The sequence below is a fragment of the Nonomuraea angiospora genome (assembly GCF_014873145.1).
GTDB lineage: Bacteria > Actinomycetota > Actinomycetes > Streptosporangiales > Streptosporangiaceae > Nonomuraea > Nonomuraea angiospora.
In genome coordinates, this window is sequence record NZ_JADBEK010000001.1 from 4,043,204 (window position 1) to 4,064,338 (window position 21,135).

The 21,135-nt window shown below is 69.7% G+C and carries 21 protein-coding genes; 9 read left to right on the top strand and 12 right to left on the bottom strand.

All coding sequences use genetic code 11. From position 1 onward, the window contains the following. Nucleotides 1-9: 9 nt before the first annotated feature. Together ligD and H4W80_RS18290 are read right to left on the bottom strand one after the other, a co-directional pair. Nucleotides 10-1,212 (bottom strand): non-homologous end-joining DNA ligase, encoded by a 1,203-nt coding sequence (gene ligD, locus H4W80_RS18285; protein ID WP_192786198.1) that lies wholly within the window; start codon nt 1,210-1,212, stop codon nt 10-12. Nucleotides 1,213-1,304: 92 nt separating this feature from the next. Continuing rightward, the gene (locus tag H4W80_RS18290; protein ID WP_192786199.1) at nt 1,305-4,499 is read right to left on the bottom strand and encodes an ATP-binding protein; all 3,195 of its coding nucleotides are present in this window, start codon (nt 4,497-4,499) and stop codon (nt 1,305-1,307) included. Between the two features lie 54 nt (nt 4,500-4,553). Between H4W80_RS18290 and H4W80_RS18295 the strand changes: the two genes are divergently transcribed. Further along, nucleotides 4,554-5,834, top strand: coding sequence for an FAD-binding oxidoreductase (locus H4W80_RS18295; protein WP_192786200.1), 1,281 nt, complete (start codon nt 4,554-4,556; stop codon nt 5,832-5,834). A gap of 274 nt (nt 5,835-6,108) precedes the next feature. Here the strand turns inward: H4W80_RS18295 and H4W80_RS18305 are convergent, their stop codons facing one another. From H4W80_RS18305 to H4W80_RS18315, 3 genes are all read right to left on the bottom strand, one after another. Further along, nucleotides 6,109-6,858, bottom strand: coding sequence for a crotonase/enoyl-CoA hydratase family protein (locus tag H4W80_RS18305; protein ID WP_192786201.1), 750 nt, complete (start codon nt 6,856-6,858; stop codon nt 6,109-6,111). 203 nt (nt 6,859-7,061) lie between these two features. After that, nucleotides 7,062-7,343: a hypothetical protein gene (locus H4W80_RS18310; protein ID WP_192786202.1), complete on the bottom strand. Its 282-nt coding sequence runs from the start codon at nt 7,341-7,343 to the stop codon at nt 7,062-7,064. Between the two features lies 1 nt (nt 7,344). Continuing rightward, nucleotides 7,345-7,836 carry an ATP-binding protein gene (locus H4W80_RS18315; protein WP_337960000.1) on the bottom strand — a complete coding sequence of 164 codons (492 nt, stop codon included), beginning with the start codon at nt 7,834-7,836 and terminating at the stop codon, nt 7,345-7,347. Nucleotides 7,837-8,045: 209 nt separating this feature from the next. Between H4W80_RS18315 and H4W80_RS18320 the strand changes: the two genes are divergently transcribed. Both H4W80_RS18320 and H4W80_RS18325 read left to right on the top strand, forming a co-directional pair. Continuing rightward, a complete protein-coding gene (locus H4W80_RS18320) occupies nt 8,046-8,894 on the top strand; it encodes a helix-turn-helix domain-containing protein (protein ID WP_192786204.1) in 849 nt (282 codons plus the stop codon). Next, on the top strand, nt 8,881-9,102 hold the full coding sequence (locus H4W80_RS18325) for a DUF397 domain-containing protein (RefSeq protein ID WP_318786927.1): 222 nt from the start codon (nt 8,881-8,883) through the stop codon (nt 9,100-9,102). The genes H4W80_RS18320 and H4W80_RS18325 overlap by 14 nt, the downstream gene beginning before the upstream one ends. Before the next feature lie 71 nt (nt 9,103-9,173). On the opposite strand, the gene H4W80_RS18330 is transcribed toward H4W80_RS18325, so the two are convergent. The 3 genes from H4W80_RS18330 to H4W80_RS18340 form a co-directional block, all read right to left on the bottom strand. Beyond that, complete coding sequence (locus H4W80_RS18330) at nt 9,174-9,623, bottom strand: hypothetical protein (protein ID WP_192786205.1); 450 nt, start codon at nt 9,621-9,623, stop codon at nt 9,174-9,176. A gap of 101 nt (nt 9,624-9,724) precedes the next feature. Continuing rightward, complete coding sequence (locus H4W80_RS18335) at nt 9,725-11,785, bottom strand: DUF6571 family protein (RefSeq protein WP_192786206.1); 2,061 nt, start codon at nt 11,783-11,785, stop codon at nt 9,725-9,727. Continuing rightward, nucleotides 11,782-12,033 carry a hypothetical protein gene (locus H4W80_RS18340; protein WP_192786207.1) on the bottom strand — a complete coding sequence of 84 codons (252 nt, stop codon included), beginning with the start codon at nt 12,031-12,033 and terminating at the stop codon, nt 11,782-11,784. The genes H4W80_RS18335 and H4W80_RS18340 overlap by 4 nt, the downstream gene beginning before the upstream one ends. Nucleotides 12,034-12,394: 361 nt before the next feature. Between H4W80_RS18340 and H4W80_RS18345 the strand changes: the two genes are divergently transcribed. The 4 genes from H4W80_RS18345 (at nt 12,395) to H4W80_RS18360 (ending at nt 14,486) form a co-directional block, all read left to right on the top strand. Continuing rightward, entirely contained in the window at nt 12,395-12,631 is a 237-nt protein-coding gene (locus H4W80_RS18345) for a FitA-like ribbon-helix-helix domain-containing protein (RefSeq protein ID WP_192786208.1), read from the top strand. After that, complete coding sequence (locus H4W80_RS18350; protein WP_192786209.1) at nt 12,628-13,014, top strand: type II toxin-antitoxin system VapC family toxin; 387 nt, start codon at nt 12,628-12,630, stop codon at nt 13,012-13,014. The genes H4W80_RS18345 and H4W80_RS18350 overlap by 4 nt, the downstream gene beginning before the upstream one ends. A 231-nt stretch (nt 13,015-13,245) precedes the next feature. Continuing rightward, complete coding sequence (locus H4W80_RS18355; RefSeq protein WP_192786210.1) at nt 13,246-13,677, top strand: hypothetical protein; 432 nt, start codon at nt 13,246-13,248, stop codon at nt 13,675-13,677. 332 nt (nt 13,678-14,009) lie between these two features. Beyond that, complete coding sequence (locus tag H4W80_RS18360) at nt 14,010-14,486, top strand: hypothetical protein (RefSeq protein WP_192786211.1); 477 nt, start codon at nt 14,010-14,012, stop codon at nt 14,484-14,486. A gap of 48 nt (nt 14,487-14,534) precedes the next feature. Here H4W80_RS18360 and H4W80_RS18365 read toward each other — a convergent pair whose 3' ends face one another. Beyond that, complete coding sequence (locus H4W80_RS18365) at nt 14,535-16,199, bottom strand: acyl-CoA dehydrogenase family protein (RefSeq protein ID WP_192786212.1); 1,665 nt, start codon at nt 16,197-16,199, stop codon at nt 14,535-14,537. 31 nt (nt 16,200-16,230) lie between these two features. On the opposite strand from H4W80_RS18365, the gene H4W80_RS18370 reads away from it, so the two are divergent. Beyond that, complete coding sequence (locus tag H4W80_RS18370) at nt 16,231-16,959, top strand: PaaX family transcriptional regulator C-terminal domain-containing protein (RefSeq protein WP_192786213.1); 729 nt, start codon at nt 16,231-16,233, stop codon at nt 16,957-16,959. A 6-nt stretch (nt 16,960-16,965) separates the two neighbouring features. Here H4W80_RS18370 and H4W80_RS18375 read toward each other — a convergent pair whose 3' ends face one another. From H4W80_RS18375 to H4W80_RS18385, 3 genes are all read right to left on the bottom strand, one after another. Next, nucleotides 16,966-17,949: a hypothetical protein gene (locus tag H4W80_RS18375; RefSeq protein ID WP_192786214.1), complete on the bottom strand. Its 984-nt coding sequence runs from the start codon at nt 17,947-17,949 to the stop codon at nt 16,966-16,968. 108 nt (nt 17,950-18,057) lie between these two features. Next, nucleotides 18,058-19,455, bottom strand: coding sequence for a glutamate-cysteine ligase family protein (locus H4W80_RS18380; RefSeq protein WP_192786215.1), 1,398 nt, complete (start codon nt 19,453-19,455; stop codon nt 18,058-18,060). Nucleotides 19,456-19,490: 35 nt separating this feature from the next. Next, complete coding sequence (locus H4W80_RS18385; RefSeq protein WP_192786216.1) at nt 19,491-20,201, bottom strand: SDR family oxidoreductase; 711 nt, start codon at nt 20,199-20,201, stop codon at nt 19,491-19,493. 103 nt (nt 20,202-20,304) lie between these two features. Between H4W80_RS18385 and H4W80_RS18390 the strand changes: the two genes are divergently transcribed. Continuing rightward, nucleotides 20,305-21,135 carry a helix-turn-helix transcriptional regulator gene (locus H4W80_RS18390; RefSeq protein WP_192786217.1) on the top strand — a complete coding sequence of 277 codons (831 nt, stop codon included), beginning with the start codon at nt 20,305-20,307 and terminating at the stop codon, nt 21,133-21,135.

The following is a 21,135-nucleotide window of genomic DNA, read 5'->3' on the forward strand; positions in this document are numbered from 1 at the left end:
GGGGTGTGCTCAGCGCTCCGGGGGCCCGGCGCCGCGCCAGGGGTCGTAGTCGACCTCCAGCGGCTCCTGCGGAGGCCGCTCGGCCTCCGGCACGTGCTGGAGGTTGACCCGTATGCGATACCACACGCTGCTGCGCCCCCTCATGCCGTCGACCAGCACGTCGGCGGGCTCCAGCCGGTCGGCGACCGCCGGGTGGCGGACCTTCCACCGCTCGAACCCGGCCAGCGCCTCCTCCTTGTGCTCCGCCCGCGCGATCTCGATGACGGGCATCGTCTGCTGCCTGCGCCCGCTGCCCTTGGGCGGCTTGGGCGCCGGGCCGAGCTCCTCGGCCAGCTCCAGCAGCGAGTCGAGCGAGCCCGGGTGCAGGTCCATGTCCTCCCACGGGTCGCCGGCCTCGGCCAGCCGCTTGGGCACGGTGTCGATCGTGAACGCCTCGGGGCGGCAGCCGGGCACCTCGTCCCAGGTCAGCGGCGTCGAGACCCGGGCGTCGGGCACGGCCCGCACGGACCAGGCGGAGGCCACGGTGCGGTCGTAGGCGTTCTGGTTGAAGTCGACGAACACGCCGTGCCGCTCCTCCTTCCACCACCGGCTGGTGGCCAGCTCGGGCGCGCGCCGCTCGACCTCGCGGGCCACCGTCTCGGCCGCCCTGCGCACCTTGGCGAAGGGCCAGCGCCGCTCGATGCGGGCGTAGACGTGGAACCCTCGCGACCCGGACGTCTTGGGCCAGGCGACCAGCCCGTGGTCGGCCAGCACCTCGCGCGCCACCTGAGCGGTGGCCAGCACGTCGGCCCACTCGACGCCCGGCACCGGGTCGAGGTCGATGCGCAGCTCGTCGGGCCTGGACAGGTCGTCGGCGCGCACCGGGTGGGGGTTGAGGTCGACGCACCCGAGGTTGACCACCCACAGCAGCTGGGCCAGGTCGGTGCAGACGACCTCCTCCGCGCTCAGCCCCGAGCGGTATTTCAGCTCGGCCACCTCGATCCAGTCGGGCCGCTTGGCCGGGGCGCGCTTCTGGAAGAACGCCTCCTGCTCGATGCCGTGCACGAACCGCTTGAGCACCATCGGCCGCCCGTGGACGCCCCGCAGCGCCGCCTCGCCCACGGCCTGGTAGAAGCGGATCAGGTCGAGCTTGGTGTGGCCGGACTGCGGGAAGACCACCTTGTCGGGGCTGGTGATGCGGACCTCGTGACCCGCGACCTCGATGTCAGGCATACGGTCACGATACGCGGGGCCACCGACAAGGCTCGGGGCACCGGCTCGGCGGGCGTTCTCAGGCCATCGGCTCGGCACGACGGCGCGAGGGCTCAGGGTGCCAGCTCGGCGCGGCGGGCGCGGCTGCGCGACTCCAGGTAGGTCAGGCCGAGCCGCCGGTGCCGGGCGGCGGCCGCCCGGTTGTGCTCGAGCGCCTGCTCCGTACGCCCGAGCCGGAGCGCGAGCTCGGCCAGCACGTCGTGCACGCAGCCCAGGGCCGCGCTCCCCGTGCCCAGGACGATGGGCTGGTCGGCGATCGGCAGCAGCCGCTCGTACATCTCCCCGGGGTCGGGGGTGCCGAGCTGGGCGGCCACCAGGCCCCAGACCGGGAAGAAGAAGTCGGCCGACCAGTCCTCCCGCAGGTCCACGCCCCACCGTTCGAGAAGCTCCCTCGCCTGTTCGGTGCGGCCCACGTCCAGGGAGGCCAGGATGGCGAGCGGGCGCACCAGGCTCATGAGCGGGCGGTCGCCCGCTGCCACCAGCTCGTCCAGCAGCTCCGCCACCCGGCCCTGGCCGCGCCGGCAGGTGTAGAGGACGCCGAGGCGGCGGGCCTCCTGGCCCCACAGGCTCGCCCCGAAGGAGATCTTGGGGAAGCTCTCGGCCAGCGCCTCCGCCTCCGCCCACCGCCCGTGCAGGGCGTGGTCGGCGGTCTGCGCGACGCGGACCATGGCCTCCAGCTCGGGCCGGGCGACCTCGTGCAGGAGCTGCTCGCAGCGGGCCAGGTCCCTGCTCCACTCGGCCAGCTCGCCCGCGCGCAGCAGGCACGACATGCGCAGCACCCGCGCCACCAGCCTGGCCTCCCTGGGCAGGCCGGGGATGGCCAGCATCTCCTCGGCCGCCGCCAGCCGCTCGGGGTTGCGGCCGGGTACGAAGCTCGCGATCACGTAGTTGTTGAGCGCCCTGGCCAGCAGCATGGGGTCGCCCGAGCGGCGGGCCAGGCCGACCGCGTCGAACGCCAGCCGCTCGCCCTCGGCGCGCCGGGGGCCGTAGTGCAGCTCGATGCCGAGCGTGCCCAGGAGCGCGGCCCTGGACCGGTCGTCGAGGTCGCCCGCCAGGAGGTCCTCCAGGATCGCGACCATGTCCTCGTCCACGACGCCGTACGGGCGCCAGTTCCACACCGACAGGCCGCCGAAGACCGAGACCGCCGCCACCAGCGCGTCCCGGTCGCCGAGCCGCTGGGCCTGGGCGACGGCCTCGGTCAGGTCGCGGTAGGCGCCTTCGGCGTCGCCCGTGGTGCGCCGGGCCTGGCCCAGCTCGGTGAGCACGCGGCAGCGCTCGGGCGAGTCGCCGGGCGGCAGGTGGTCGAGCGCCAGCTCCCACAGCTGCACGGCCTCCTGGTAGCCGTGGCGCTCCGCGGCCTGCGCGGCGGCCCGGACGGCGTACGTGACGGCCTTGGGCGCGCCGCCCAGCCGGGCCCCGGCGGCGAAGTGGCCGGCCAGGATCGCCGGGTCGGCGCCGGGCAGGGTCTCCAGGTGCCCAGCGGCCCTCAGGTGCAGGCGGGCGCGCTCCAGCCGGGTGAGGCCCTGGTCGAGCGCCTGCCGTACGAGGGCGTGGGAGAAGCGGTAGTCGGCGGCCCCGGTCGGCGGCTGGGCCAGCAGCCCGGCGGCCAGCGCGGGCTCCAGCCGCGACATGACCTCCTCGACGGGGCGGTCCGCGAGGGCGGCCAGCAGGTCCAGCTCCACCTCCCGGCCCGCGACCGCGGCGGCTCCGAGCAGGTCCCGGGTGGGCTCGGGGAGGCGGGCCAGGCGGCGTTCGATGACGTCGCGGGCGCCGGGCGGGACGAGGTGGCGCTCGCGTTCGGGCAGGCGGAGCAGCTCGGTCAGGTAGAACGGGTTGCCGCCCGAGCGGTCGAGCAGCTCCTGGGGGTCGGCCGCCACGTCGCGCAGGCGCAGGTAGTCGCGCACGCCCGAGGCGTCGAACGGCGCCAGCGGCAGCCTGCGACCCTCCCTGGCCAGCGCGCCCAGGGTCTCGCGCAGCTGCTCGGGGTGGTCGCCCGGCTCGGGCCTGAGCGTGGCCACGACGAGCGCGGAGGTCCTGGCCAGCTCACCGGCGACGTGGCCGAGCAGCTTCAGCGAGGAGGCGTCGGCCCAGTGCAGGTCCTCCAGCACCACGAGCAGGGGGCCGGTCCGCAGCTCCGCCAGCACGGCGTCGTACAGGTCGAACAGCTCGGCCTGCGGCGACGGCGGGATCAGGCCCGCGCGGGTCCACGGCCAGAACGCCGGGGCCGTGCCGCCGTCGAGGCAGCGGCCCCACTCCACCCGGAAGCCCCTGGCCGTGGCCACGTCGGCGACGGCCCTGGCCAGGCTCGTCTTCCCGATGCCCGCCTCGCCGGTGACCAGCGCCAGCCCGCCCCTGCCGTGCCTGGCCCGCGCCAGCAGCTCCTCCAGGACCCGCAGCTCGCCCTCCCTGGCCACGAGCCTGTCGGACCCCGGGCCCGCGGGGACGGGCGCGGGAACGGGATCAGAGGCGGGCGCCGGGTTGGGCTTGGGGCCCGGGTCGAGCTCGGGCGCCTGCTCGAACACCGCCTGCTCCAGCCGCCTCAGCTCCGGCCCCGGCTCGATCCCCAGCTCGCCCGCGAGCAGGGCGCGTACCTTGCGCAGCGCCGCGAGCGCGTCGGCCTGGCGGCCCGCCCGGTACAGCCCGAGCACCAGCAGCCCCCACGCCCGCTCCCGGTAGGGGTGCGCCTCCGTCAGCGCCTCCAGGTCGGGCACGCTGGCCTCGCCGAGCGCCAGCCGGGCCTCCAGCCGGTCCTCCTCGGCCGCGAGCCGCAGCTCCTCCAGCCGCGCGGACGCCGCCGGCGCCAGATCGGGGAACTCCGCCAGCGGCTCCCCCCGCCACAGCGCGAGGGCCCGGTCGAGCGTCCGCGCGCCCTCCGCGTGCCGCCCCTGCCTGACCAGGCGCGCCCCGTCGGCGGCCCACGCGGCGAAGCGGCCCACGTCCGTCTGGGCGGGCGTGACGTCCAGCACGTAGCCGGGCTCGCGGGTCAGCAGCACCCGGGGCGGCGTGCGCGGCTTGCGGCCCGGCTCCAGCACCCGCCGCAGATGCGAGACGTACGCCTGCAGCGTCGCCGTGGCCTTGGCCGGCGCCTCCCCCGCCCACAGCTCCTCGATCAGCCGGTCGAGCGGCACGACGCGGCCGGGCTCGAGCGCCAGCCTGGCCAGGACCGCCCGCTGCTTGCGGGTGCCGAGGTCGAGCCGGTTGCCGTCGCCGTCGTCCACCTCAAGCGGACCGAACAGTCTGAACTCCACGGACCCCAAGTCAACCTCAAATACATCCCAAGTGCCGAAACGCATGCTTGATCCATGAACGAACTGAAGAACTTGACGACCGGCCGCGTCCTCCTCCCCGGCGACGAGGGTTTCGACGAGGCGCGCAGGCCCTGGAACCTGGCCGTCGACCAGCCGGTGCGCGCGGTCGTGGACGCCGCCGACGCCGACGACGTGGCGGCCACGATCGGCTACGCCCGCCTGAACGGGCTGTCGGTGACCGCGCAGCCGAGCGGCCACGGAGCCTCCGGCGACACCGAGGGCGCCATCCTGCTGCGGACCGGCGGCCTGGGCGGAGTGGAGATCGACAACGGGGTGGCGCGCGTCGGCGCGGGCGTGAAGTGGGGCGAGGTGCTGGCGGCGGCGAGCCCGCTCGGGCTGACCGGCCTCGCGGGCAGCTCCCCCGTGGTCGGCGTGACCGGGTACACGCTGGGTGGCGGGCTGAGCTGGTTCAGCAGGAAGTACGGCTTCGCCGCCGACGGCGTGCGGGCCTTCGACGCGGTGGACGCCGAGGGCCGGCGGATCCGGGTGACGGCCGAGCGGGACCCCGAGCTGTTCTGGGCGCTGCGGGGCGGCGGCGGTGACTTCGCGGTCGTGACGGCGATGGAGTTCGAGCTGCGGCCCGCCCCGTTCCTGTACGGCGGGCGGATCACGTGGCCGATCGAGCGGGCGCCCGAGGTGCTGGCCGCCTACCGCGAGGTCACCGCGACCGCGCCGGACGAGCTGACGGTCTGGTTCGACCTGCTGCAGATCCCCGGCGGGCCGGGGTTCGTCATGGTCGACAGCACGTACCTGGGCCGGGACCCGGGCGCGCTGCTGCGGCCCTTCGAGCTGATCGGCGGCGCGATCGGCGACAACCGGCGGCTGCTGCCGGTGGCCGAGCTGGGCTCCATCTGCGACGAACCCACCGACCCCCAGCCCGGCACCAGCCGGTGCGAGCTGCTGACCGGGCTCGACGACCAGGTGGCCGGCGTGCTGCTGGGCGAACCGATCGACCCGATGATCAGCCTGCAGATCCGGCACCTGGGCGGCGCGCTGTCCAGGCCCGCCGACGGGGGCGGCGCGGCGGGGCACCTGGACGAGCCGTACCTGGTCTACGCGATCGGCCGGCCCACGGAGGCCACGGCCGAGCGGCTGGAGCGGCTGGGCAAGGCGCTGGTGCCGTTCAGCAGCGGGCGCAAGCCGTACACGATGCTGCACGGCGGCGAGCAGGCGGCGGCGGCGTTCCCGCGCGAGTCCCTGGCCAGGCTCCGCGACCTCAAGCGCTCCCGCGACCCGCACGGCGTCATCCGCGCCAACTTCCCCGTGCTGGGGTAGCCCTTTTCACCCGATGACCCGGGCCAGGAAATCGCGGATCAAGGGGACGATCTCGCCGAGGCTGGTCTCCAGCGCCCAGTGGCCGGCGTCGAGCATGCGCAGCTCGGCGTCCGGCAGGTCGCGCAGGTACGCCCTGGCCGGCCTCGCGGTAGAAGACCTCGATCCCGTCGACGTCGATCCTCCGATGCGCGACCACGGCCGGCGTGCCGTGTCGGTTTCCGGTCATGGGACAAGGACCTACCCCGCAGGCCCCGGATGGTGTCCTGCGGAGTGCCTAAAGGTCGCCGAAGTCTCCGTGGCGGCCCGCGCCGGCGGCGAAGCGGGCGGCGCCGCCCACGGCGTCGGGCAGCGAGACGAGCCCGTGACGCAACTCGTTCCGCATCGCCTCCTCCTCGCCCAGCCCCTCCTGCTCCAGCGCCGACAGCCGGTCGCCGCGCAGGCAGGTCTGCGGGAAGCGCGCGATCTCGCGGGCCAGCTCCTCGGCGTGCCGCCGGGCGGTGCCGTCGGGCACGAGCCGGTTGGCCAGCCCCCACTCGTACGCCTCCCGCCCGTCGACGGGCCGGCCGGTGAGGATCATGTCCATCGCCCGGGAGGCGCCGATGAGCCGGGGCAGCCGTACGGTGCCGCCGTCGATGAGCGGCACCCCCCACCTGCGGCAGAACACCCCGAAGGCGGCCCCCTCCTCGGCCACCCGCAGGTCGCACCAGAGGGCCAGCTCCAGCCCGCCGGCGACGGCGTGCCCGGCCACGGCGGCGATGACCGGCTTGGACAGGCGCATCCTGGTCGGGCCCATCGGCCCGTCGCCGTCCTCGCCGACGTGGTTGTCGAGCGCCTTTAGATCGGCCCCGGCGCAGAACGTGCCGCCCTCGCCCCACAGCACCGCCACGGCGGCGTCGGAGCCCTCGAAGTCACGGAACGCGCCCGCCAGCGCGTCGGCCGTCTTGCGATCGACCGCGTTACGCGCCTCCGGCCTGCTGATCACCACGGTGGTGACCGGTCCCTCGCGCTCCACGCGTACGGTCATGCGGCCCTCCTCGGGCAGGTCCTCGGGGAACGGGGCGAGCGTACGTCCAAGCCGGGGTCCCCGGCCAGCAACTCACCGTCAGCCATTGCCGAGAAGCCGCCTCGAACCGGTCTGGCCGGGCTCCACTCGGCGCGGGCCGCCCTGGTTAATCCGTGCTCGTTGCTTGGCGGCGGTTGTCTAGCAACCGGGCAGTGGTCTGCCGATCATCGGGCCTCTCCGCGCAGGATCTGCTGGAACATGCGTCTGGCGGTCGCGGTCAACGTCCACGCGGTTTCGCGTACGGTCCGCTTCGCGCGGTCGGTACGGCGGACGAAGCCCTGGCCGGCGGCGGCGCACAGTTCGTACGTCGTCTCGCGGCATTCACAGGTGTGTGAGATCACCCGGATACGCGGCGCCCGAGGAGTGGGTTCGTACCATGACAGCTTGACGTGGCCGGACAGGGGCGGCTCGATGTGCGGGCCATGGAAGTCGGTGATCTTCGACATGTCACGCGGTCCTTCCCTCAAGTTCTCGGCGAGGTTCCTGCACGTGATGCCGATGCGGGACATCCGCGATGTCCACTGCGGCAGGGGCTTGGACAGACAGCTCGAACCAGACGGTTCGGCCGAACGAGCGCCTTCTGACTCCCCATTTCGTCGCCACGGCCGCCAAGATCTGAAGTCCTCGTCCGCCGGTCTCGAATGGGTCGTCACGGAGTCTCGGCCCCGACCACCATCCCTGGTCCATCACTTCGATACGGATCCGATCGGCGCCGAGCCACAGGCGGACTCGAAATGACCCCCATTTCCAGCGACCGGACATGGTGTGCTTCATCGCGTTCGCGGCGAGCTCGGTGACCAGGAGCCGCAGATCCTCCAGAAGATTCTCATCATCGGCGGCCTCCGGCAGTGCCATAACGAGCCAATGAGCAGCATAAATCCGTACATCACGGATTACCTGAGGGCACCCAGGAAACCGCATTGAGCCGACGAGTTTCATTTCGCGTGAAGGCACATTTATCACCCATACCCCTATTAGCCCGGCATAACGATGCCATCATTGGTCCTGCCGGGCTCTGTTATGAGCGCTTGCGAATCATCCATCTCCGCAAGCCCCTTTAAACAATGCCTGCGACGCGCTACATTGTCTTGCGAAACAATCCCAGAGCGGTCCCAGACTTCAACTGGCAACAAACCAGAAGAGCTGGAATGGACGTGGTTACGGGAGGCGTGATGCCAGCACCCAAGGAGCTCGACCCAACCGCCAGCCCAGCGGCACATTTCGGTGCCGATCTACGCAAATACCGATATGCCGCTAAATGGACTCAGGAACAGCTCGCCGAGCGCATCGGCTACAGCAAGAGCCGTATCGGCAACGTAGAACGCGGAGAGGAGAACCCCACGCGCGAGTTGATCGAGCTCTGCGAAGAGGCACTTGGCCTCAACGGCCCCCTGCTCTCCCACTGGCCGGCCATCAGCGGCAACCGGATGCCCGATTGGTTCCGTCAGTGGCCGCCGATCGAGCGGAAAGCCGATCAGCTCCTCACCTGGGCCCCTCTCATCGTGCCCGGACTGGTACAGACGGAGGAGTACGCGCGTGCGATCTTCGAGGGCGGGCCGCACGCGACCCCGCAGCAGGTTGACGAAGCGGCCGAGGCCCGAGTGGATCGACAATCCATATTCAATCGGCCGAATCCCCCTCAATTCCTTGCTGTGATAGACGAAGGCATCCTGTATCGTCCGATTGGAGACGAGTTCGTAACCCACCGCCAGCTAGAACACCTGATCACTTTGGCCGAGAACAAGTGGTTCACAGTCCAACTACTCCCGTACGCAGCCCGGTGTACGGCAGTGCTGGTGGGCCCAGCTCTCTTGGCACAGCAGAACGGAGTGCCGATCGCCGCCTACGTCGAATCAGCCGTCCACGGTCGCGTCGTTGACTCCACCAGCGAGATCAAGCGACTCGTGGACCGACTCGAACTCATACGCAGCGCGGCACTCCCTGAGTATCTGTCAGTGCAGCGGATCAAGGAGAGATTGCAGCGTGGAGTTGAATGAGGAAGTCGCCAAGGAGATAGCAAGCCCGGCCGGATGGATCACCGCGTCAAGCGACCAGGGTGGCGACTGTCTGGAGGCCAAGCATCTGCCGGATGGCCGCATCGCGTTGCGCGACACCGAACAGCCGGATGCCGAGCCATGGGTGGTCCGCCGGGCCGTCTGGGACAAGTTCGTAGCAGGCGCAAAGAACGGCATATTCGACTTTTAGTGTCATCAACGGTGCGGCCCCCGAAATCCGTCAGGGGGCCGCACCGTTCCTGACCCTGTGATCCTGCAGCCTCACCGGGACTTGTCCAGCAGGAGGGGTTTGAGCTGGCGGAAGAACTCGGTTGCGTCCGCCAGAGAGTCCCGGCCTGGCGCCCCTTCCATGATGTTGACAGTGAGAAGGCGCTTATAGTCGGGGGTCCATCCGTAGACAAAGGCGATGGTCTCGTCCTGGGCGTTCTTTCTCCGCGCCGCGAAGCCCGGCCCGAGTTCGTCGGACAGGTCCTTCCCTCGAGTGGACAACTTGGTGTTCTCCAAGTCTTCCGCGTCGTTTGGAGACGGATCGAAGACTTCGATCAAGAGGCCTTGGGTTTCTTTGGTGTCGGATTTCTCGCTCACAGTGCACGACTCGAAACTTCGACCCATGTCCATCTTCGTCCCGAATGCCTTGTAGTCGTTGAGGCCGGTTGCGATCTTGATGGCATTTGCCGAGATCAGATCGCACTCTCGCGGGGCGGCAATCACATTACCGAGTGGCCGGGTGTCCGGTGGCGGAGTGGGCGGAGATGTGCATCCCCCCGCCAAAACAAGGGCGGCAAGGATGGGGAACACTAGTGGCCTAAGTCTCATGAGCCATGTCCGGAATAGTATTTTTCTGCACTCCTGAAGCCGGCCTCGATGGATTCATCCGGACGACCGAAAACGCGACCCGTCTCGTTCAGATCCAACCACTCCTCGTAGGCCTCACGCTCGTCGGCATTCATATCGGCCCAGGGCTTGATCTCCCCATCCGCCAAGAAGTGACCTTTCGAGCCCGGAGCGAAATCCTTGTAGCGGTATGGGTGCGTCTTGGCGGGCACGGATCCGTCCCCGAACAGGCCATGGCGCATCATCGTGGCTGCCGTGAGATCGGTGAACATGTGCTTGGCCGCTCCCATCGCGGTGTCCGCGTCCTGGCGAGCCTGGTCCTCGTGGCCGGACTTGATCTTTCCGAAGATCGCGCTCTTGGCCTCGTCGACCAAGAGCCCGACGAACTTCCCCTGCGGCCCTGGAGCCAGGCCCACGACTTTCTCCGTCATCTCCTTGAAGGCGGCGACGCGTGCGTCGTTCTCCTTCGCCTCTCCGATCTTGGAGATATTGGCGGCATCGGTGATCACCCAGGTCGTCATGCCGAGGCCGCGCGTCGCCCGGGAGAATTCCGCGCCTCCGCTGCGGCTCATGCGCTCTTCGAGGATGTCCTGCCGTGCGGCGTCGAGTTGCTGCTTTGTGGCCTCCGGATGCGACTTCCGCCATGCCGCGAAATCGGCGTCGACCTCCTTCGCGACCTTGGCAGCCAGTTCGTCCAGCACCTTGGCGGAATACAGCCCGTGCGCGGCGGCCACGCTCTGAAACGCGTCGTCGTCTGCGAACGCCCATGTCATCGCCTTCTTGACCTCTGGCGCATTGAACTTGGCGCCGTAGGGTTCCGCGCCTAGCAGGTTCTTGTCCGAGTCCGCTTCTGTCACCACAGCCGGCGTTTTCTCGCTGAAGGATTGGAAGTCGCGGTGCAAATCCCCGGTGTATTGGGCCAAGATCTCGCCGAGGTTGGCGCGGGTATTGGGAAGATTCTTCTGGACCTTGGCATCGCTCCAGAAGTGGGCTGCCCACGAGGCGATCAGGGCGGACTTGTAGCCGCGGGAATTGCCAGGCGGCAGGCCGTGATCGCGGAATTCCGTGCTGGCCGCCTGGATGGCCCAGCCGAGATCCGCGTCGGCGTCGCCATCCCAGTGGTGCTGTCGCATCAGGTAGGCAAGTGGTTTGCGCTGCGGGTCGGTGAAGAAGTCCTGGGCGACGGCGGGATGGTGGGCGAGCGCGACCAGGGCCGTGCCCATGGGGCTGAGATCGCCGGGCGAGACGTCCTTGGGGCCGGGCATCGTCCACGGATCGCGTGGCCGGCTCGGGTCGGGTGGATGAGCCACGTCCTTGTCGTACAGCTTCCGGGCCACCGTGAGCAGGAACGTATGGTCGAACTCGCCGTCTTGGAGCAGCTTTTTCACCGCGAACGCGTCCTGCGGGTTCTCGACGTCGGCGACCAGTTGATCAGCGTAGTCGTCGGCCAGCTTCATCCGGCCCACTCCGCGCGAGGCCGTACCAAGGATCTTGCTCAGCATGGTGGCGAGCCTGTCCTGTGTCCTGACGTCGCGTTGGGATGGTCGGCCCGACTGCGGGAGGCCGGCTCCGTACAGCCTGTTGATCAGGGCTTTGAGCTCGCGCGGCGGTATTTCCTTGGCGAAGGCCACGGCGAAGTACGGATCGTTCTTGTGCCGCTCGATTTCGGCCACTGTCTCGGCGTCGAGGGAGTGACCCTTGACCTGGTCCCGCAACTTGGTGGCCAGAGCCTTGGCGGATGCCGCGCCCTCGGCGGGAGACTTCGACAGCCAGTCCGATTCGTTGGCCCAGAGAACGCCGCCCTTACCGGATTTGCGGTCCGGTTCGGCGAGGATGAGGTCGAGGCGGCCCTGGAGCGAAGGGATCTGCTCGCTCATCTGGCGGCCGATGGCATGGGCAGGGCCGTACAACTCGACGCCCAGCGAGGCCACAGCCCGTTCCACCTGGAGGCTGACGTCCGGGATCGTCCCGCTGACCCGCTTCATATTGTTGATCAGTTGCGTCATCAGCGTGGGGTTGATGCCGACCATCGGGCTCATCGGGGGGCCGCCCCCTTGCCCGGCCCGGATGAGGGTAGGGAGTCCAGCAGGGACAAGGCACGGGTGAACAGGTCCTTGAAGCCCCGATCCCATGCGCGTATATCAGCGGCGAGCCTGTCTCCGGCCTCGCCTTTGAGCGCACCATCCTCGACCAGGCGTGCAAGCGCGATGACGTCATTCACATGCTCATCGCGTAATCGCTCGATGTTACGCCGGGCGGCGTCGATCTCTTCCTGCGTCGCCATCATCACCCGATCTCGTGGAAGTGGGAGATACCGGGGTCGATGGCATGGTAACTACAGGGAACGTCGGGTTAAAGCGGAATGCCATATACCCAACGAGATAACTATGAATGGGTGCGTTCCCCGCGCATGCCTGCCGTGTTCTCCGCAATGCATCAGACAGCGGGGACTCCATACCGGGCGCATGCGACTCGTCATCACTGATCGTGTTGATGATGTAACCATGAGCGCCACGCCGTCCCTCGACATGATGCCCTCGTCCAGATCATCCGCGACCGCCACCAGTTTGCGATGGAGATCCTGCGTGACCAGGCTGCCAGTAGCTGTGTGCATACCCCACATGCATGAAAAGCATTATGCTTACAGCATGGATGCCACCTTGCAGGTCAGAGGGTTGGACGCGGAAGTGGTCGCAGAACTGAAGGCACGGGCCGCGCGTAAGCGGATGTCGCTTTCCGCGTATGTGGCCGTCATCCTTACCGAGGTCGCCGCCACTCCCGCCCCGGATACGATCAGAGAACGGCTGGAGGCGCTCCGGTCGCTCGGCGGCGGGGCGAGTCACGACGACGTCGTATCCGAGATACGGAAGATCCGCGAGTCGTGATCGTCATCGACAGCTCGGCGCTCGTCGAGGCCCTGGCCGGAGACGCCCCCGCAGACGAACTGCTCACACGCGTCGCCGAGAACCGGCTCCACATCCCTTACCTGCTCGACTACGAGTTCCGCAATGCCATGCGCGGCCTGCTCCTCGGCGGGAAGATCAGCGAGGCGCGCGCCGAGGGAGCCCGGATCGTCAAGGCGGGTCTGCCCTTCACCCGTCACGCCGACGACGTGACCGCCGAGCGCGCCTGGGACCTGCGGGCCAACTTCAACGGTTACGACGCCACTTACGTCGCCCTCGCCGAAGCGCTGGACTGCACCCTGGTCACCACGGACGAGAAGATCTACAAGGTAGCCCGCAAGTACATCAACATCGACCTCTGCTGATCTCTCGATCGATCGCGAGTATCTGCCGTGAAGCTCGGACCTTTGGCCTCAATACTTCTGGCTGCCTTCCGGCCCGCCTGCCGGGCCCCATTGCCCAGTCCGGACGACTGGAGAGAGCCCGGCAGGCACGGGCGAACGGATCCTTGAAGCCTGATCCGACCCAGGTAGATCGGCAGTGAGCCTGTGCACAAAATCGCCACTTAGAGTGATGGCGCAGCTACGATTTGACCTGTGAGCAGCTACGTCCGAACCATTCGCGAGTACATGCGCCAGCAACCGCCCCCAACTTGGACAGAACTGCCGCTTGCGGGCGAACAACTCTCGGAGATCATCCTTTTTGGTCATGGGAAGGATGCCGATGTCATGGTGGAGCTGCTTGACGGGCGGCAGTTCGTCTTGGGTCTGGGCGGCACCCTACGAGTACACGGCTGCCCTGGGCTGGAAACCGAGGTAACCAGATGGGATGACCGTTCGCTGGTCATCCGGTATTTCGGCCAGAACCTGAAAGTGGCTGCTGTACGGCTTGGCGTTCCGGACCGGGCCGACGTGGAGGAGCTTGTCGCTGATGCTCACGAATGGCTGGCGACGGACGGTGTTGAGGACCTGCTTTGGGGCGTGTCTATCGAGATTGAGGTCGTGCCGATCCTCCAAGATGCCGATTGAGGGTCAGCGGACCGTCACAAGCGAAGCGGCGCCGTTGCCGCGGGCACCAAGCGCCTGGACGTGCTGGTCCGCTGGCCCTACACCGGTCCGGAGGGCGAACGGCTGATGCAGCGGGAGGCGATGGAGCTGAAGGTCTGGCGGACGGGCGGGGACGACCGTACTGCGTGTGTGACGGGTTGCCCTCCTGAACCCGCTCGAACACAGGCGCGACAGAGGCGGGAAAGCGATACGACAGCCCTCCTTGATTGGCTCGATGCGTCGCGCCGTTTCTCGCTCAAAAGGCGGGTTCGTACGGCGTCGGTTCCGCGATCAGCAGGAAGGACAGACATCGCATGCTTACCCGAATCCGCCGTCGAGGGCTGGTTCTCGCACTCGCCACGGGACTGCTCACCACCCAGGTGGTGGCCGCCGGGGCGTCCCCCGCCGCCGCGTCGCCGCAGGACTGCGAGGGGGGCGCCAACGGCTTCCGCGACATTCCCGACACCCTGCGGGGCACGCAGGCGCCGGTGGCACCGGTCGGCATCTTCGGACGGACCGCCACCCTCTACTACGGCCAGGTCGGCGGTGTCACCCGCGGTTGGGCTCACCTGGGTGGGGACACGCTGTCGGGTGACAGCGTGTGGATGGACTGGACCAAGGACGGCGGCAACACCTGGCTCCAGTGCGGTCCGTTCGAGGTGACCTCCGGCGGGCAGACCAAGACCAGCGCGGCACAGCGCACCAGCTCCGACGCCAACTGGCGATTCCGGGCGTGCCTGAGGTGGGGTCGTCACGAGCCGCCGCACGTTCGCTGCACCGCTTGGTGGTGATCGCCGGCTGGAAACGCTGGGGTGAGCGGATCGCTCACCCCAGGTTCGTCAGAGCGCGACAGCCCCTGAAAGGAGGTCGTCGAACAGCTCCTGGCCCTCCGCCGGGCGGTCGATCCCGCGCAGCGGGCCGTGCTCCACGAGGTGGGCCTCGGCGTAGAGCCGGGCCACCAGCGCCTTGCGGCCGTCGTCGAGCCCCCAGGTGGCCTGGTCCTCCAGCAGGGCGGCGGCGTACACGTCGGCCATGAACTGCGCCAGCGGATACAGCCGCTCCTCCGCCACCGAGGGCTCCAGCGCGGCCCACGCCGTGACGGCCTTGGCGAGGTCGTCGATGCGGGCGTGCAGCAGGCCGGAGGTGGCCAGGTCGCGCAGGCGGTCGAGGAAGGGCAGGTGGGCCTGCTCCTTCACCATGGCCCGCCGCACGTCGAGGCAGAGGATGTTGTCGCCGCCCTCCCAGATCGGGTTGACCTGGGCGTCGCGCAGGAGGCGGGCCACCGGCCACTGCTCGATGTAGCCGTTGCCTCCGTGCACCTCGATCGCGTCGCTCGCCGCCGTCACGCCGAGGCGGGCGGCGCGCAGCTTGATCAGGGCGGGGGTGATGCGCAGGCGGGGGCCGGCGAGGCCGTCGAAGGCGAGCGCCTGGGCGGCCTCGACCTCGACGATCAGCTCGCTCAGCTTGCGGCGCATGAGCGGCTGGTCGATGAGCGGCCGGCCGAACGCCTCGCGGGCCCGGGCGTAGCAGATCGACTCCACGAGCGCGCGCCTGGCCACGCCGACGCCCATCATGGCCACGCCGAGCCTGGAGGCGTTGGTGAGCTTCATCATGGTCCCGAGCCCGGAGCCGGTGGTGCCCTCTCCGAAAAGAGGGAACGCCTCCGCGTCGCTGAACTCGACCTCCGCCGAGGCGACCGAACGGGTGCCGAGCTTGTCCTTGAGCCTCCGGATCCGCAGGCCGTTGCGGCTTCCGTCCCGCCGCTCCCACAGCACGAGGAACGGCGACACGTTCCCGTCAGGGCGCCTGGCCAGCACCACGAACGCGGAGCCGTTGGCGTTGGACGCGAACCACTTGAAGCCGGTCAGCAGCCACGCGTCGCCGGCGGGCTCCGCCGTGGCCTCCAGCGCGGCCAGGTCCGAGCCGCCCGTCCGCTCGGTGAACATCTGAGCGGCTTCGCCGGAGTAGTAGCCGTTGGCGAAGATCTCCCGCACCCGATCGCGTACGTCCTCGGGCGCGTACTTGTCGGCGAGGGAGACCACCATGTCCCCGCCGGTACCGAGCGCACAGCCCATCCCGATGTCGGCCTGATCGAGCAGGTACGTCCAGGCGGCGCCGAGCGCGGCCGGATCAGCCCCGTGCGCCCGGGCCTCGGCGGCGAAGGACGGCGAGGTGAAGTTGTCCTCCATGAGCGCCTGCCGGGCCGTGTGAAAGGACGGCGGCATGACGACCTCGCTGACGTCCCTGCCCCACTTGTCGTACTTCTCCAGCCGCGGCGGGTTGCGGTCGGTCTCCTCCGCGGACTCGGCCACGAGCCCGCCCATCAGCGCGCCCAGCCGGTCCAGGCGCGGCTCCGCCCAGGCGAAGCCCTCGCCCAGGTGGCGCCGCATGAGCAGGCGCAGCGTGGGATCGCAGGTCCACCAGTTGCGCCCGGCGGCGCCCTGGTAGCGCTCGGTGGCGTAACGGTCGCTGCGGTCGAAAGGTTCGATGAGATAGCGCCCCATACTCGCGAGTGTTACATATACTCGACACGCGATGGAAGAGCGTAACACCCTGAGCGCCAGATCGGCCGTGCTGAGCGCGCTGCTGGGCAGCCACCCGCCGCGGCTGCCCGCCCGGCAGCTGGTGCGCATCGGCGCGCTGTTCGGCATCGCCGAGGGCACCGTACGGGTGGCGCTGTCGCGCATGGTCGCGGCCGGCGACCTCCTCCAGGACGGTCGCTTCTACACGCTGTCGGAGCGGCTCGCCGAGCGCCAGGCCAGGCAGGACGAGAGCCGCGACCCGCACACCAGGCCGTGGGACGGCACCTGGGAGATCGCCGTGGTGACGGCGGAGCGGCGCGCGCCCGCCGACCGGGCCGCCTTCCGGGCCACGATGACCGCGCTGCGCCTGGCCGAGCTGCGCGAGGGCACCTGGATGCGGCCCGCCAACCTGGTGCGCGCGTGGCCGGAGGCCGTCACGGCGCAGTGCACGCTGATCGACGGCCGCCCGCACGACGACCCCACTCCCCTGCTGTGGGACCTGGACGGCTGGGCGGCCGAGGCCCACCGGCTGGAGCGGGCCCTCGACCGATCCCTCGACCGGGCCGGCGGCCTGGCCGAGGGCTTCCTGGTCTCGGCCGCCGTGCTGCGCCATCTCCTGGCCGACCCGCTGCTCCCGAGGGAGCTGCTGCCGGCCGGCTGGCCGGGCGCGGAGCTGCGCGCCCGCTACGACGACTTCGACCGCCACTACCGCGAGGTGCTGTACGAGCACCTCAAGGGCTGAAGGCCCCTAGAGGGGCACGCCGAAGATGATCCGGCGGTTCCTGAACTCGGTGACGCTCCACAGCTTGCCGCCCTGCACCGTCAGGTCCTCCGGCCCGATGGGGAAGCCCCGCGTCTGCAGCCTGCCGTCGGCCTGGACGAGCAGCTTGCCGTTGGCGTTCGCGCCGGCCGCCTGGCTCAGGTACCACTTGCCGCCCCACGAGACGGCCCCCTGGATCTTGGGCTGTCCCATCACGTAGGCGTCCTCGGGCTCGCCGCCGGACAGGCCCAGGGGCCAGCGGCCCACCCAGCCGCCCGGGTCGTCCTCCCGGTACTCGCCGGTGACCAGCCGCGGCGTGCCGCCGCTGCGGTCGATCGAGACGAACGAGAAGAGCGGCCCCGGCTTGGCGACCTTCCAGAAGTCGGTCTGGGGGATCACGTACCGGTAGCCGAAGGCGTGGAACTTGCCGCCGTGCCGCCCGACCTGCTTGGGGTCGCCCAGGTCGCTCTGGGCGGTACGCAGGTCGAGCACGTGCTTGAGGTCGAAGACGCGCAGCCCCCGCTTGGTGTCGGCGATGTAGAGCAGGTCGCCGTCGCACGCGACGCCGCCCGCGTGGATGTTGATCGGCCCGTACGAACCATCCGGCTTCGCCTCGACCAGCAGCGCATGCTGATATTTCAGGGTTTTGGGGCTGAGAAAGGACAGCCTGATGCCCCGCTCGCCCACCTCCGGCTTGAAGTACCAGGTCGCCAGGAACGCCGGCACCCCGATGGAGCCCGACTCGTCCGAGCAGGTCAGCCCCTGCGGGTACCAGTCGACCGTGTCCTGGTCCTTGACGTCGAAGGCGTACCACTCGGCCGGTTTCGGGCTCATCGCCCCGAGCGCGCCCGATGCCCCCTTGCGGGTCGCCACCCGGTTCGCCTGCGCCAGCACCGCCTCGACACCGGCGCTGCCGATCTCCCCCGCCAGCTTCGCCGCCCCTTCGGCCAGGTCGCCCGTTTCCCGGCGCAAGGCGAAGGGTGCCTTGTTCGTGGGTACCATCCCCGTTGCCGCCATAACTTCCTCGCTTTGCCGTCCCTTGACCTAGTTTGACGGACGGAGTGCGATAGAAGTTTGCGTTCAGGGCCACAAATGCACCGGAAGCCCCGACAGTGACAGCTCGCGGTAACGCTGGACGAGCCGTTCCCTGTCGCCCTCGAAACGCTCCAGAGCCTCCCGCTGCCAGACCGCGCCCGTGCGGCGCAGCCGGGTGCGCTGCGCGATCACGTCCAGCGCGCCGTCGGCGTCAGACGGCGTCACCCCCGCCGCGAGCAGCCCTTCCCGCGCCTCGGGCAGCAGGCGGAGCACCAGGTCGGCGGCCTCGAATTCGGCGTCGGAGCCGGGCCAGGAGAGCTTGGCGTCCAGCCCGTGCATGGCGGCGCGGTAGAAGTTCTGGTACGCCTCCCCGAACCGGAAGCCGGTCAGGTCCCGCTCCGCCTGCGACAGCGTGAGCCCCAGCAGGAACGCCGTGTTGGCCGCCATGTCCGCGCACGAGGGCCCCGCCGGCAGCGCCCGCATCTCGATCCGCAGGTGGCCGCCGTCGGCCGGGTCGTACACGGGCCGGTTCCACTGCCAGATCGTGCCCTGGTGCAGCCGCAACTCCGGCACCTCGTACGGCTCCGCGTCGTCCCGCAGATCGGGCAGCACGGGATCGTAGTCCCGCACGTACCGCTCGAACAGCTCGTACGCCCCCTCGCGCACCCAGTCGGAGCCGAACGTGACCCGCCCGTCCCTGCGCTCGCGCCGCTGCACGTCCCGGTCGTCGGCGGCCTCCTCCATCAGCGCGATGCGCGTCTCCTCCCACAGCCGCCTGCCCAGGAAGAACGGCGAGTTCCCGCAGGCGGCCAGCACCGGGCCGATGGCGAGCTGGGCGGCGTTGAACAGCCGCGCGAAGCGCTCGGGCGGCGTGCGCATGTGCACCTGCCAGGAGGTGTTGGCGCTCTCGAGGATCACGTCCTCCACCGACAGCTCCAAATCGTCGATCTTGACCAGGAACGGCTCCAGCCGCAACCGCCTGATGCCCCTGCTCATGGCCCGGTAGCGGTTCTGGTCGCTCATCGCGCCGACCGTGAAGTCCTCGGCGTCGAGCGTGGGCAGGATGCCGATGGGCAGCGCGCCCCCGCCCTCCACGGCCCCGTCCACCTTGACGACCGTCTCCTGCACCTCGCCGCTCAGCCGCTCGAAGGGCCGCCCGGCCAGCGGGGTGGGGGTCAGGTTCACTTCAATGTTGTAGCGGCCCAGCTCCAGCACCACGCGGGGGTCACCGAGGGCTTCGAGCACCTGGCTGTTGCGGGGCAGCGGCCGGCCCCGCTCGTCGACCAGGAACAGCTCCAGCTCGGCCCCGATCGTGGCCGGGCCCTCGCCGAAGCCGGGGGTGGCGAGCAGCTCGCGCAGGACCCCGAGCTGCTCCCGGATCCGCTCCCCGAAGGCGGCGTACTCCGCCTCGGTGAACCGCTCCTTATCTAGATCTCGTCCCATCACCCCCTTCTGTCCTATTCACCAGGCTTGACACCTCACCAATTGACAGATCCGCGGTCTTCCAGGAACGCCCCGGTAGGGCCGTCCGCGTCGAGGGTGGCGAGCCGCACGGCGATGGCCGCGCCCTGCTCGGCCGTCCGGAACCCGCTGTGCCCGTTGAGGTCGGTGGCGCAGTAGCCGGGGTTGGCCGCGTTCACCTTGATCGGGGTGTCGATCAGCTCCTTGGCGTAGCTGACGGTGACCATGTTGAGCGCCGTCTTCGAGGAGTTGTAGGGCATGATGTTGACGTCCCAGTAGGGGCTCTCCCGGTCCATCGCCATGGTCAGCGAGCCCAGCTCGCTCGTCATGTTCACGATCCGCCCGGCCTCCGACTCCCGCAGCAGCGGCAGCATCGCGTTGATGACCGTCACCACGCCGAAGACGTTCGTCTCGTAGACCTCCCTGAGCACCCCGGCGGGGGTGGCGCTGGGGCGCGGGTCCATGAAGCCGCCGGTGATCCCGGCGTTGTTGACCAGGATGTCCAGCCGGCCGTACTCCTGCTCGATCCACTTGGCGGCGGCGGCCACGCTCGCCTCGTCGGTCACGTCGAGCCGCACGTACGGCTGCCCCAGCCGCTGCGCGGCGGCCCTCCCGCGTTCCTCGTCGCGCGCCCCCACGATCGTGGTGACACCCTGCTCGGCCAGCAGCCGCGCGATCTCGTAGCCGATTCCCTTGTTGGCGCCCGTGATGAGGGCGATCGTCGTCATGCCTCCACGTTCGCGCAGGTCACAGCCGGTCCGGGAGAGGTCTGGGGAGGCTGGTATCAGCGGTACCACCCACGCGCGGCCGGACATCCCTGAGGATGGAGGCATGAACCGCGACGAACTCGCCGACTTCCTTCGCGTCAGGCGCTCCCGTGTCACCCCCGCCGAGGTCGGCCTGCCGGGCGGCGAGCGGCGCCGCACGCCGGGCCTGCGCAGGCAGGAGGTCGCGCAGCTCGCGGGCATGTCGATCGACTACTACATCCGCCTGGAGCAGGGCCGGGGCCCGCACCCGTCCCGGCAGGTGCTCAACGCGCTGGCCCGGGCGCTCATGCTGAGCGGCGACGAGCGCACCCACCTGCTCCACCTGGCCGGGCACGCGGTGGAGACGCCCCGGATCAGGGAGGACGTGCCCCAGAGCCTGCTGCACCTGCTCGAGTTCATGGAGGAGGTCCCCGCGTACGTGCTGGACGCCCGGTACGACATCCGCGCCTGGAACCCCCTGGCCAACGTGCTCATGGGCGGCCTCGACACCGTGGCCCCGGACGACCGCAACGTCATCCGCTGGGTCTTCATGTCCCCCCACATCGCCGAATACCTCAGCGACGAGGAGAAGGGCCGCTTCGCCCGCTCCTCCGTCGCCGACCTGCGCGCCGCCGCGGGCCGCTACCCCGACGACCGCAAGATCCAGGCGCTGGTCGCCGAGATGCTGGCGCTCAGCCCGCACTTCGCCGAGCTGTGGGCCAGGTACGAGGTCGAGATCCGCAGGGAGCAGCGCAAACAGGTCACGCATCCGCTGGTCGGCACCATCGACGCGATCTGCCAGGTCATGCCCGTGCCCGACCGCGAGGACCTCCGCCTCGTCCTCTACACCACCGAACCCGGTTCGCCCTCCCACCAGGCCTTGCGCGACCTGCGGCAACTGACCCTAAGCTCATGA

What these genes read in the sequence shown, in the direction of transcription:
- H4W80_RS18385 (WP_192786216.1), bottom strand. Translation starts at nt 20,201, where the DNA reads ATGACGACGATCGCCCTCATCACGGGCGCCAACAAGGGAATCGGCTAC.
- H4W80_RS18370 (WP_192786213.1), top strand. Translation starts at nt 16,231, where the DNA reads ATGGAAGAGCGTAACACCCTGAGCGCCAGATCGGCCGTGCTGAGCGCG.
- H4W80_RS18305 (WP_192786201.1), bottom strand. Translation starts at nt 6,858, where the DNA reads ATGACCGTACGCGTGGAGCGCGAGGGACCGGTCACCACCGTGGTGATC.
- H4W80_RS18315 (WP_337960000.1), bottom strand. Translation starts at nt 7,836, where the DNA reads ATGAAACTCGTCGGCTCAATGCGGTTTCCTGGGTGCCCTCAGGTAATC.
- H4W80_RS18345 (WP_192786208.1), top strand. Translation starts at nt 12,395, where the DNA reads ATGGATGCCACCTTGCAGGTCAGAGGGTTGGACGCGGAAGTGGTCGCA.
- H4W80_RS18340 (WP_192786207.1), bottom strand. Translation starts at nt 12,033, where the DNA reads ATGATGGCGACGCAGGAAGAGATCGACGCCGCCCGGCGTAACATCGAG.
- H4W80_RS18295 (WP_192786200.1), top strand. Translation starts at nt 4,554, where the DNA reads ATGAACGAACTGAAGAACTTGACGACCGGCCGCGTCCTCCTCCCCGGC.
- ligD (WP_192786198.1), bottom strand. Translation starts at nt 1,212, where the DNA reads ATGCCTGACATCGAGGTCGCGGGTCACGAGGTCCGCATCACCAGCCCC.
- H4W80_RS18310 (WP_192786202.1), bottom strand. Translation starts at nt 7,343, where the DNA reads ATGTCGAAGATCACCGACTTCCATGGCCCGCACATCGAGCCGCCCCTG.
- H4W80_RS18335 (WP_192786206.1), bottom strand. Translation starts at nt 11,785, where the DNA reads ATGAGCCCGATGGTCGGCATCAACCCCACGCTGATGACGCAACTGATC.
- H4W80_RS18320 (WP_192786204.1), top strand. Translation starts at nt 8,046, where the DNA reads ATGGACGTGGTTACGGGAGGCGTGATGCCAGCACCCAAGGAGCTCGAC.
- H4W80_RS18390 (WP_192786217.1), top strand. Translation starts at nt 20,305, where the DNA reads ATGAACCGCGACGAACTCGCCGACTTCCTTCGCGTCAGGCGCTCCCGT.
- H4W80_RS18380 (WP_192786215.1), bottom strand. Translation starts at nt 19,455, where the DNA reads ATGGGACGAGATCTAGATAAGGAGCGGTTCACCGAGGCGGAGTACGCC.
- H4W80_RS18360 (WP_192786211.1), top strand. Translation starts at nt 14,010, where the DNA reads ATGCTTACCCGAATCCGCCGTCGAGGGCTGGTTCTCGCACTCGCCACG.
- H4W80_RS18365 (WP_192786212.1), bottom strand. Translation starts at nt 16,199, where the DNA reads ATGGGGCGCTATCTCATCGAACCTTTCGACCGCAGCGACCGTTACGCC.